This is a genomic window from Sphingomonas astaxanthinifaciens DSM 22298, assembly GCF_000711715.1.
GTDB classification, from domain to species: Bacteria; Pseudomonadota; Alphaproteobacteria; order Sphingomonadales; family Sphingomonadaceae; genus Sphingomicrobium; species Sphingomicrobium astaxanthinifaciens_A.
In genome coordinates this window covers 920,152-931,525 of record NZ_JONN01000001.1, presented here as the reverse complement: position 1 = coordinate 931,525, position 11,374 = coordinate 920,152, and the positions used below count along the sequence as shown (strand labels likewise).

The 11,374-nt window shown below is 67.2% G+C and carries 8 protein-coding genes; 6 read left to right on the top strand and 2 right to left on the bottom strand.

Annotated features, from left to right (window positions below; all coding sequences use genetic code 11):
• Positions 1 to 17 precede the first annotated feature (17 nt).
• A complete protein-coding gene (locus BS69_RS0104635; protein ID WP_029940812.1) occupies positions 18 to 1,229 on the bottom strand; it encodes an MFS transporter in 1,212 nt (403 codons plus the stop codon).
• A complete protein-coding gene (locus BS69_RS0104630; RefSeq protein WP_029940811.1) occupies positions 1,226 to 2,290 on the bottom strand; it encodes a LacI family DNA-binding transcriptional regulator in 1,065 nt (354 codons plus the stop codon). Before BS69_RS0104630 ends, BS69_RS0104635 begins: the two co-directional genes overlap by 4 nt.
• Positions 2,291 to 2,503: 213 nt before the next feature.
• On the opposite strand from BS69_RS0104630, the gene BS69_RS0104625 reads away from it, so the two are divergent.
• The 6 genes from BS69_RS0104625 (at position 2,504) to BS69_RS0104600 (ending at position 11,299) form a co-directional block, all read left to right on the top strand.
• The gene (locus BS69_RS0104625) at positions 2,504 to 5,509 is read left to right on the top strand and encodes a TonB-dependent receptor (RefSeq protein WP_245605106.1); all 3,006 of its coding nucleotides are present in this window, start codon (positions 2,504 to 2,506) and stop codon (positions 5,507 to 5,509) included.
• A 110-nt stretch (positions 5,510 to 5,619) separates the two neighbouring features.
• Positions 5,620 to 7,146: a tryptophan halogenase family protein gene (locus tag BS69_RS0104620; RefSeq protein WP_029940809.1), complete on the top strand. Its 1,527-nt coding sequence runs from the start codon at positions 5,620 to 5,622 to the stop codon at positions 7,144 to 7,146.
• An 11-nt stretch (positions 7,147 to 7,157) separates the two neighbouring features.
• A complete protein-coding gene (locus BS69_RS0104615) occupies positions 7,158 to 7,874 on the top strand; it encodes a SapC family protein (RefSeq protein ID WP_029940808.1) in 717 nt (238 codons plus the stop codon).
• Positions 7,867 to 8,889, top strand: coding sequence for a cupin-like domain-containing protein (locus BS69_RS0104610; RefSeq protein WP_029940807.1), 1,023 nt, complete (start codon positions 7,867 to 7,869; stop codon positions 8,887 to 8,889). The genes BS69_RS0104615 and BS69_RS0104610 overlap by 8 nt, the downstream gene beginning before the upstream one ends.
• Positions 8,886 to 10,385 carry a tryptophan halogenase family protein gene (locus BS69_RS0104605; protein ID WP_029940806.1) on the top strand — a complete coding sequence of 500 codons (1,500 nt, stop codon included), beginning with the start codon at positions 8,886 to 8,888 and terminating at the stop codon, positions 10,383 to 10,385. The genes BS69_RS0104610 and BS69_RS0104605 overlap by 4 nt, the downstream gene beginning before the upstream one ends.
• Positions 10,382 to 11,299 (top strand): glycoside hydrolase family 16 protein, encoded by a 918-nt coding sequence (locus BS69_RS0104600; protein ID WP_051676541.1) that lies wholly within the window; start codon positions 10,382 to 10,384, stop codon positions 11,297 to 11,299. Before BS69_RS0104605 ends, BS69_RS0104600 begins: the two co-directional genes overlap by 4 nt.
• Positions 11,300 to 11,374 lie beyond the last annotated feature (75 nt).

The following is an 11,374-nucleotide window of genomic DNA, read 5'->3' as shown; positions in this document are numbered from 1 at the left end:
GCTTGCGAGATGTTTTTTCAGCGAACCGTTCGAATGCGGCTTACGAGCAACGCTCCGACCAGCACGGCAAGCGAGGCGCCGACCAGCAGGATCGACAACGCGTCGGCGGCAGTCAGCTCGATCGCGGCAAGCGCGAGCAGGGGAGTGAGGACCGAGGGCAGGGTGTTGGTGAGGTTCATGACCCCCAGCCACTTGCCGCGCTCGACATTGTTTCCGAGCAGGGTCGCGACCATCGCGCTGTCGACCGACAGGAAGGCGGCGAGGCCGGCGCTGAATAGCCCATAAGCGATGACGATCACGGTCCAGTCCGGCCGGAGCGAGAGAATAAGGAGTCCGCTGGCGGCAGCAAGCGCGCTCAACCCCATCGGCAGGCGGCGGCGGGCGAAGCGGTCGGACAGGTGCCCGGCGGCAATGGTCGCCGTGCCGCCGGCAATCGCGGCCAGCGCGAACAGGATGGCGGACGCGCGTGACACCGGCGCGGGAACCGATGACTCGGCCGGAAGCGCGGCGAGATAGACGTAGAGATAATGGATGACGAGCGCGGCCCCGCACTGCACCAGCAATCGCGCGATCCAGGCAAAGCGGAAGTCGCGGAAGGGCAGGGGCCGCAGCGGGGCGACATCGATTCGGTGGACGTCGAGCGGGGTTTGCGGCCAGCACAGCAGCAGCGGCGTGACGCAGATTGCGACGCCCATGGGAATCGCGGCGAAGGCGGCGTCGCTGTCGCCGGGCCAGAGCTCCGCAATTGCCGCGGTCGCCGCGATCGACAGGGGTAAGGCAGCGGTCATCCAGCCCGTCATCCGGCCCTTGGCCTCGTCGGCGACATAATCGGCGAGGAGCGCGGCCAGCGGCGCGAACATGATGTTGAGCGCGACCTGGAAGACGATCACCGCGGCGAGCAGGGTGGTGAAGGACCGCGCCTGCATCAGCCCGGCATAGCTCAGCACGAGGAACGCGAGACCGAGCGCGACCGGCACCTGCCGATTGGCGCGCTCTGCCATGTGGCGGTCGCTCCAGCGGCCGGCGGCGATGTTGGCGAGACTGGCGGTGACCCCGCCGGCCAGGAGCAGGAGGCTCAGGTTGACGGTCGCGCTGTCGGGCAAGAGCGTCGACACCCGCCGCGGCAGCAACAGCAGCAGGAGCGGCATGAAGGCGAGATGCGCGCCGAGGATCGCAAGCGGGTAGAGGAAGGCAAAGGCCGCCGGGCGCCGGCCGGCCGGCGCGGTCATTCGGGTGCCGGGCCGGTCGAATCCCGCACCACGAGCGTGAACGGCACCGCATAGGCGCCAAGCCCGTCCCCGCCGCCGCTGACGGTGATCAGCCGCTCGCAGGCCTTGGCGAACATCTCGGCGGTGGGCTGGCGGATGGCGGTGAGGGGCGGAAGGGTGAAGCGAACCCCCGGCGTGTCCTCGAAGCTGATGACCGACAGGTCGGAAGGAACGGCAAGGCCGTTGCGGCGTGCGACGTGCAGCGCGGCATGGGCCATTTCGTCATTGTCGGCGATGATCGCGGTCGGCGGGTTGGGCGCGGACAGCCAGTCCGAAACCACGTCCTCGGCGCGTTCGAAATGAAAGTCGCCCGAACCCGTCACGGCCGCGGATTCGCCGAGGCCCTCTTCGGCCAGCGCCCGGCGGAAACCGGCCAGCCGCGCCCGGGCATTGGCATAGGTCGGATTGCCCGAAAGGAAGGCGATCCGGCGATGGCCGAAGCGGAGCAGGTGGCGCGACGCCTCATAGGCCGCGCCTTCTTCGTCCATGTAGACATCGACAAAGGCTCCGCCCTCGCTCCGCGCGATCCGCCCGCACGGAATGGCGCGGCGTTCGAGGAGCTCGAGGAGTTCGGGATTGTCGCTGTGCGGCGGGGTCAGGATCACGCCGTCGGGGCGGAGCGCGGCGACGATGTCGGACAATTGCTTGCGGGCCTGGTCGGGCTCGGTGTCGACCAGTTCGAACGACATGTGGAAGCCGTGCTTCTGGCATTCGGTCATGCCGCCGAACAGCATCTGGTCGACCCAGTCGTTGCCGCGTCCGGCCGACCAGTTCTCGATCGTCCTGGCCTTGTCGTTGATCGCGAGGATGAGGAACGACTTGCCCCCGCCCATCCGCCGCGCGCTCAGGTTGGCGACATAGCCGAGCTGTTCGATCGCCTGCTCGATCCGCTCGCGAACGCTGTCGCGTACGTTGGGCGAGCGGTTGATCACGCGCGAAACCGTCTGGCGGGAAACCCCCGCTAGCGCCGCGACATCGTCGATCGTGACATTTCGCTTATGGTCCCCCGCACGCTTCTCCATGTGTCCTGAATGCACATTTCGCGCACAAAAGAGAAGGCGCGGAACAAGACGCTTGTGAGCGTTCCCATAACGATTATGGTCGGCGCCGGCTGACAGGCTCGCTGCCGCGGTCCCGTCCTGTGTCCGATGGGTAGCGCCAATGTTTCGGGTTCTTGACAGCTTCGTTCGAATTCGAAAATGTGAACGTTCACAGTTGTGAGGGGGATAAGGCCGGTGACCAGGTTTCAGAGGCAATCGCTGAGCCGATTGGTGGTTGGTGCGTCGATTGTCGCGCTGAGCGCCACATCGCAGGCGGCCTTTGCGCAGACAGCGCCGGAGGCTGATGCGCAGGCCCAGCCGCAGCTCGACAAGCCGGCCGACGACGCCGCTCCGGGTGACGAGATCGTCGTCACCGGCATCCGCGCCTCGCTGCGCAACGCGCAGAACATCAAGCGCAATGCGCAGGGCGTCGTCGATGCTATCTCGGCCGAGGACATCGGCAAGTTCCCCGACACCAACCTCGCCGAGTCGCTCCAGCGCATCACCGGCGTGTCGATCGACCGCGCCAATGGCGAAGGCCAGTACGTCACCGTTCGTGGCTTCGGTCCCGAATTCAACCTCGTCACGCTGAACGGCCGGCAGATGCCGACCTCGACGCTCGGCGACGGCGTCAGCGCGCCCTCGAGCCGCGCCTTCGACTTCGGCAACCTCGCCTCGGAAGGCATTGCCGGGCTCGAGGTCTACAAGTCGGGCCGCGCCACCGTCCCGTCGGGCGGTATCGGCTCGCTGATCAACATCCGCACCACCCGTCCGCTCGACGCGCCGGGCCGCAAGGGCAGCATCGGCGTCAAGGGCGTGTTCGACAGCTCGCAGCGCGGCGGCAACGACATCACGCCCGAAGTCTCGGGGATCATCAGCGACACCTTTGCCGACAACCGCATCGGCGTCGCGTTGTCGGGTAGCTACCAGCGCCGCAAGTCGACCGAAAATGCCGCCGACGTCCTCTACCAGTCGTGGGCGACCGTGAATGCGCCCGACGGCAGCTGGGCCTATGGCAATGCCAATCCGGCGCCCGACAATGGCGCGGTCGTCCAGACCCCGATCGCCATGGGCTATTCGGTCATGGACATCGACCGCGAGCGCATCAACGGCCAGGCGACGATCCAGCTGCGCCCGGTCGACAGCCTGACCGTCACCGCCGATTACACGCTCAGCACCAATCGCGTGAAGGCCGACAAGCATCGCGTCGGCCTGTGGTTCGCGCGCCAGAACCTGAGCAGCGGCTGGGGCCCGGGCAATCCCGCACCGCCGCTCTATTTCCAGGACGATTATACCGCGCCGAGCGACATTGCGCTGGAATCGGCCAAGACCGCCAACCGCAACATCAACCACTCGCTCGGCCTCAACGCCAAGTGGGAGCCGACCGACCGGCTGACGATCGAGCTCGACGGTCACCGTTCGACCGCGCGCTCGAAGCCTGACAGCAAGTACGGATCGAGCCAGTCGGTCCAGGCGGCGATCTTCGGTGCGTCGCAGAAGCGCATCGACTTCACCACCTACCTGCCGCAGATCAACTACAACGAGGCGGCGGGCATCGATACGCTCGACCCGGCGGGCTATTTCGCCACCGGCAACTCGTTCCGCAACGCCTACTTCCGCGACAAGATCGTGCAGGGCCAGGCGCGCGCCCGCTACGACTTCGACACGAGCTTCCTCGACAGCCTCGACTTCGGCGTGTCGATGACCGAGAACAAGATCCGCTCGGCGTTCGGCGTCTACGAACAGGCTGCCTGGGGTGGCCAGGGAACGCCGGCCGACCTGCCCGACGACATCTTCTCGGTGGTCAAGACCTCCGACCTGTTCGAGGGCCTGAAGGGCGCCGACGGCGACATCCTGCCGGCCTTCCTCAGCATCGATTCCGACGCGCTCACCAAGATCATGATCAGCCGGTTCGGCGCCTGCGAAGGTGGCCCGACCTGTCTCGCGCCCTACAACCGGGTCGACAGCCGGGTCCGCGAGCGCACCTTCGCGCCCTATGTGCAGATCAACAACACGTTCGACCTCTTCAGCAACCCGGCGCACCTGATCGCCGGCCTGCGCTACGAGAAGACCAAGATCGCCTCGACCGCGCTGGCGCAAATTCCGACCAGCACCTCGTGGGTGTCGGCGAACGAGTTCACCTTCAACTATACCGGCAACTCGTCCTTCAACACGCTGAAGGGCGATTATGACGAGTGGCTGCCGTCGATCGACTTCGACATGTCGCCGATCCGCGACATCAAGCTGCGCGCGTCGTACAGCCACACCATCGCCCGGCCCAACTACGCCCAGATGCAGGGTGCGCAGACGTTCAACGAGCTGCGCGCGACGGGTGGCTTCGCGTCGTCGGGCAATCCCGGTCTGCTTCCGTACAAGTCGAAGAACATCGACCTGTCGGCCGAGTGGTATTACGGCCCGACGAGCTACGTCTCGCTCGGCTACTTCCACAAGAAGGTGAGCCGGTTCATCATCGACGGCATCACGACCGAGAACCTCGCCGGGCTGCGCACCCCGATCGGCGGCGCGGCCTATCAGGCGGCGCTCGCGGCGCTGGGTAGCAACGCGACCGCCGAGGCGATCCGCGACTACATCTTCGTCAACTATCCGGCGACGACCACGCCGGGGACCTGCACGACCCCCGATCCGGACGGCTTCTGCCGCGCCAACGGGCATATCGTCGGGCGGATCAACTCGCAGGCGTCGGATCCGCTGATCAACTTCCAGGTGACGCTGCCGGTCAATGGCGACCGGGTGCAGAAACTGCATGGTCTGGAAGCGGCGATCCAGCACAGCTTCTGGGACACCGGCTTCGGCGTGATCCTCAACTACACGATGGTTCGCGGCGGCGGAAAGTTCAAGAACAGCCTGCCGGTGGGCTCGCCGCAGTTCGCCATCTCGGGCCTGTCCGACAGCGCCAATGCGGTTGCCTTCTACGACAAGAACGGCATCCAGGCGCGTATCGCTTACAACTGGCGCGACAAGTTCCTGTCGGGCTACGGCCTCGATCCGAACTATGTCGAGGCCTATGGCCAGGTCGACGCCAGCGCGAGCTGGGAGTTCATGAAGGGCCTGACGGTCTTCGGCGAGGTCATCAACCTGACCGGCGAAAGCCGTCGCGGCTATTCGCGGACTAAGAACAACGTGACCTTCGTGATCCCGGGCTATGCCCGCTATGCGCTCGGGTTCCGTTGGGGCTTCTGACGAAGGACCAGCTTTCGACCATCTGACAACCATGCCAGAGTGACAGGGCCCACACGCCCGGTCACTCTGGTGCGGGGGGCAGGGCTCGAAGCGAAGGAATGATTCCCGCCATGCCAGGGGCGATCTCCACTTTCGTGATCGCGGGCGGCGGAACGGCCGGTTGGCTGTCCGCATGCCGGCTGGCCGCCTGGGCCAGGGACGACGAGCTTCCCGTTCGCGTGATCCTGGTCGAGGATCCCGCGACCCCGACCATCGGGGTCGGGGAGGGGACCTGGCCGACCATGCGCGAGACCTTGCGCAGGATCGGGATCGACGAGGCCGAATTCCTCGTCGAGTGCGACGCCAGCTTCAAGCAGGGTTCGCTGTTCCGCGGGTGGCGCCGCGGCGGCGACCATTATCTCCACCCCTTCACCGAACCGCCCGAGGCGCCCGACGCGCGGCACCTGCTCGCGGCCTGGCAGGCGAGCGGGGGCGGGGACTTCACCCCCGCCATGACCAGCCAGGATGCGGTGGTCGAAGCCTCGCTCGCGCCCCGGACGCGGGCGATGCCGCCCTACGCCGGCGCGCTCAACTACGGCTATCACCTCGACGCGGGGAAGTTCGCGCGGCTGCTCCAGCGCCACGCGACCCAGCGGCTCGGCGTGGTCCATCGCCGCGAACGGATCGCCGGGGTCGAGGGTACGCCCGAGCGGATCGAAGCGCTGGTTACCGCCGGGGGCGAGCGGATCGCGGGCGACCTGTTCGTTGACTGCACGGGCTTTGCGGGCCTGCTCATCGACCGCCATTGCGGGTCGGCATGGATCGACCGCTCGAACCTGATGCTCAACGACCGCGCGCTCGCGGTTCAGGTCGAGACGGCGGCGGACGCGCCCATCGCTTCGGCCACGATCGCCACCGCGCATGACGCGGGCTGGTTCTGGGACATCGGTCTTCCGACCCGGCGCGGGGTCGGCTGCGTCTATTCCTCGGCCTTTCTCGACGACGACGGAGCGCTGGCGGTGCTTCGGCGCTATGTCGCGGAAGAGGTCGGCGGCGCCATGCTGTCCGAGCCGCGGCTGATCCGCTTTCCGACCGGGCATCGGAACGACTTCTGGGTCGGCAATTGCATCGCCATCGGGCTCAGCGCCGGGTTCATCGAACCGCTCGAGGCCTCGGCGATCGTGCTGATCGAGGCTTCGCTCGACATGCTGATCGAGGGCATGCCGGCAAGCAGCGCGGCCTTGCCCGCGGTGGCCCGGCGCTTCAACGAGACCTTCCGCGCGCGGTGGGACTCGATCGTCGAATTCCTCAAGCTCCATTATGCGCTGAGCGAGCGGGATGCGCCCTACTGGCAAGCGCAGCGCGCCGCGCAGAACATGCCCGAGCGACTGGCGATGCTGCTCGACCTCTGGCGCGACCAGCCACCGAGCCTGCTCGACTTCCACCGTGCGCAGGAGATGTTCCCGGCGGCGAGCTACCAATATGTCTATTACGGCATGGGCGGGGAGACGGCGGGGCAGCTGCCGCGTCCCGACCCGCGGCTGGTGGCGCAGCTTGCGGCGCTTCGGCAAAAAGAGCGGTCGCTGCTGACGAGCCTGCCCGGCAATCGTGCCTATCTGGACGCGCTGTCGAGTGCGCATCAGCGTCGTTCCGCCTGAGGAGAATCTGGTTGAGCCGTCACGTTCCCGTCAATGCCGCCGACCATCGCGACCTGCGCGTCAACCCGGCCCCGCGCGCCGACCTTGGCGACCAGGTGATGAGCTGCCTGACGGTGCCGATCGAATTTCGCCGCGTGCAGAACGAATTTCCGATCCTGTTCCAGCGCAATCCTGAGACCGGACGCCTCCATGCGCTGGCGATGATGGGCTTCGAGGAAGGCGAGAACCTGTTTCTCGACGGCGACCGCTGGACCGCGCGCTACCGCCCGCTGGCGCTGGCCATCGCGCCGTTCCGGATCGGCCGCTCGAGCAATCCCGACGAGCCGGCCCAAGTCCATATCGACCTCGATCATCCGCGCGTCGGCGACCCCGAGGGAGTGCGGCTGTTCGACGACAGCGGCCTCGCCTCGCCGCTCCTCGAACGGGCGAGCGACATGCTCCACCAGCTCGACGTGGGGCTCGCCGCGGCGGGAGATTTCTATGACGCGCTCGATCGCTACGAATTGCTTGAACCCTTCGCGCTCGACGTGACGCTCGACGACGGCAGCGAGAGCCGGCTGGTCGGCTATCAGCTGATCAACGAGGAGAAACTGCAGGAACTCGAAGCGGGCGCGGTCGCCGAGCTCCACCGCGACGGCCATCTGATGCCGATGTTCATGGCGCTCGCCTCGCTGTCGAACATGACCGACCTGCTGGCGCGCAAGAACCGCCGCGAGCGCGATGGCTGAGCCTTCCCCCGTCTTCGCCGATCTGCCGAGGGTCGCGGAGGAATCCGTCGCGGCCGACGCGCTCGACGCGCGGCTGCGCGGTGCGGACACGCCGTTCATCGTGCGCGGGGTCGCCGCCGACTGGCCGCTGGTCGCGGCGGGGCGCCAGAACCCCGGCGCGGCGCGCGACTATCTCCTCGGCTTCGCCCGCGAGCGCGACTTCGACATTGCGATCGGCCGGCCGGGCGCCGAGCGGGTATTCTACGACGACGCGATGGGTATGGACTTCCGCTCCGAGCGCTGGCCGCTCGCCCGGGCGTTCGACCTGCTCGCCGAGACCGAACAGCGCGCCGACCCGCCGCTCGTCTATCTCGCCTCGGTCGACATGCAGGGCTATTTTCGCGGGCTCGACGTCGCCAACCGACTGCCGCTGGGGAAGCGCCAGACCCGCGACGGAATCTGGATCGGCGGGCGGACCCGGGTCGCGGCGCATAACGATATCGCCAACAATGTCGCGGTGGCCGCGGTCGGCCGGCGGCGCTTCACTTTGTTTCCGCCCGACCAGTTCGCCAATCTCTATCTCGGGCCGCTCGAGAATTCACCCGGCGGACGCCCGATCAGCATGGTTGATTTCGAGACGCCCGACTTCGAGGGATTTCCGCTCTTCTCGCGCGCGCTCGACACCGCCAGCCTCGCCGAACTTGGCCCCGGGGACGCGCTGTTCGTGCCCCAGATGTGGTATCACCATGTCGAGGCGCTCGATCGCTTCAACGTGCTGGTCAATTACTGGTGGAACGACGAGCCGCGTTACCTCGGCCATCCCGAGGACGCGCTGTTCCACGCCATCCTCGCCATTCGTGACCTGCCGGAGGAGGCGCGCGCGCACTGGCGCTCGGTGTTCAACCACTATGTCTTCGACGCCGACGGAAGGACGACCGATCACGTCGCGCCGGAGGGGCGCGGGATCCTTGCGCCGCTCGACGTGGCACGCGCCGAAACCATCCGCATGTATCTGTTGAGGAGGCTATCCCGATGAGCAACTGGCCCTGCCGCCGTATCGTCGTCGTGGGCGGCGGCACCGCGGGTTGGATGACCGCCGCGGCGCTCGGCAAGACGCTGGGCAGCCTCGCCGACGTGCGCCTCGTCGAGTCCGACGCGATCGGCACCGTCGGCGTCGGCGAAAGCACCATCCCGCCGCTCGTCACCTTCAACAACCTGCTCGGGATCAACGAAGCCGAGTTCGTCCGCGCGACCAACGCCACCTTCAAGCTCGGCATCCTGTTCGAGAACTGGAAGGACGTCGGCCAGAGCTATTTCCACAGCTTCGGAACGACCGGCAAGGATCACTGGACCGCGGGCTTCCAGCACTTCTGGATGGAAGGGCGCGCGCGCGGCCACGAGCAGCCTTATGACGATTACTGCCTCGAGCTGAAGTCGGCGCTGGCGAACCGCTTTGCCCACCTGCGCGACAATGGGCTGAGCTACGCCTTCCAGCTCGACGCGACCGCTTACGCCCGCTTCCTTCGGACCCTTGCCGAGAAAGAGGGGGTGGTTCGGCAGGAAGGCCGCATCGCCTCGGTCGAGCAGGACGGCGAGAGCGGCAATGTCACCGCCCTCTTGCTCGAGGATGGCAGCCGGATCGAGGGCGACCTGTTCGTCGATTGCTCGGGCTTTCGCGCGCTCCTCATCGGGCAGACGCTCGGCAGCGCGTTCGAGGACTGGACCCACTGGCTGCCCTGCGACCGGGCGATCGCGCTCCAGACCGCCGCAGTCCGCCCGCCGGTCCCCTACACCCGCGCCATGGCGCATGACGCCGGCTGGCAGTGGCGCATCCCGCTCCAGCACCGGGTCGGCAACGGCCTCGTCTATTCGAGCCGCTATCTCGACGACGAGGCGGCGATGGAGCGCCTGCTCGGCAACCTCGAGGGCGAGGTGCTGACCGAGCCGAACAAGCTCAGGTTCGCGGCGGGCACCCGGCGCGCGCAATGGTCGCACAATGTCGTCGCGGTGGGCCTCGCGGGGGGCTTCGTCGAGCCGCTGGAATCGACCAGCATCCACCTCATCCAGCGCTCGATCCTGCGGCTCTGCCGGATGCTTCCCTATGGCGAGATCAGCGCGCGCGACATCGCCGAATATAACGACCAGCACCACCAGGAGATGGTGCAGGTCCGTGACTTCATCATCCTCCACTACAAGGTGACCGAGCGGCGCGACAGCGACTTCTGGCGCCATGTCTCGGCGATGGAGATCCCCGATACGCTCAAGCAGAAGATCGAGCTCTTCCGCGAAACGGGCCGGGTCTTCCGCCGCAACGAGGAGCTGTTCCAGGAGAATAGCTGGGTGCAGGTGATGATGGGGCAGGGGATCATGCCGAAGAGCCATCACCCGGTGGCGATGAAATTCACCGACGAGGAGCTTTCCCGCTTCCTTTCCGGCATCCGCGACAGCGTCGCGCGGACCGTTCAGGGCCTGCCGCCGCATCCCGATTATGTGGCGCAATATTCCGCCGGCCCGCGGGCGAGCGCGGCGTGAGCCTGCTCCTCGCCCTCGCCGGGCTGGCCGGTGCGCAGGTGGCTCCGGTGGCGCCCTGGAAACTGGTCTTCGCCGACGAGTTCGAGGGCCGCAAGATCGACCGCAAGCGCTGGAACTTCGACGTCGATTGCTGGGGCGGCGGCAACCAGGAGCGGCAATGCTATACGGCGAGCCGGCGCAACGCTTATGTCGAGGGCGGCGTGCTCCACATCGTCGCGCGCAAGGGCCAGTCGACGGGCTACGCGCTGCCTGACGCGCAGCGGATGCGGGCCGCCAATCCGCGGGCGCTCGCGACCAAGGAATATAGCTCGGCGCGGATGGTCACCCGCGGGCGCGCCGCCTGGCGCTACGGCAAGGTCGAAGTCCGCGCGAAGCTTCCGCAGGGGCAGGGCACCTGGCCGGCGATCTGGATGCTGCCCGAGAAGAACGTCTATGGTCCGTGGGCTTCGTCGGGCGAGATCGACATCCTCGAGGCGGTCAATCTCGGCGTGCCCTGCGCCTCGTGCGAAGGGGGCAGGGAGAACACCATTCTCGGCACGCTCCACTTCGGCGGTGTGCCCCCCGCCAACAAGTTCAAATCGACCGAGATCGCTTATCCTCAGGTCCTCGACGGCGGCTTCCACACCTATGGCGTCATCTGGAGCGAGGGGCGGATCGACTGGACGGTCGACGGCCGGGTCTATGCGACCCAGACCGCGGCCGACTGGTTCTCGAGCGCGACCGCCGATGACGACGCGCCCTTCGACCAGCCCTTCCACCTGATCCTCAACCTCGCGATCGGCGGGCACCTGCCCGAGGGCCGCGGGGTCAAGGGGGTCGATCCGACCGGCTTCCCCAAGGCCATGGAGGTCGATTGGGTGCGGGTCTGGCAATGCGCCGCCGACCCCGGGACCGGCCGCGCCTGCGCGCGCTGATTTACCGCTCGTCGCGTCCGCAACTTGATTTCGCGGCGGGGCCGTGCGACCGATTGGGAACGTTCACAACGTGAT

Excerpts from the sequence above, each read along its gene's own strand:
- BS69_RS0104610 (WP_029940807.1), top strand. The coding sequence starts at position 7,867 with ATGGCTGAGCCTTCCCCCGTCTTCGCCGATCTGCCGAGGGTCGCGGAG.
- BS69_RS0104605 (WP_029940806.1), top strand. The coding sequence starts at position 8,886 with ATGAGCAACTGGCCCTGCCGCCGTATCGTCGTCGTGGGCGGCGGCACC.
- BS69_RS0104620 (WP_029940809.1), top strand. The coding sequence starts at position 5,620 with ATGCCAGGGGCGATCTCCACTTTCGTGATCGCGGGCGGCGGAACGGCC.
- BS69_RS0104635 (WP_029940812.1), bottom strand. The coding sequence starts at position 1,229 with ATGACCGCGCCGGCCGGCCGGCGCCCGGCGGCCTTTGCCTTCCTCTAC.
- BS69_RS0104630 (WP_029940811.1), bottom strand. The coding sequence starts at position 2,290 with ATGGAGAAGCGTGCGGGGGACCATAAGCGAAATGTCACGATCGACGAT.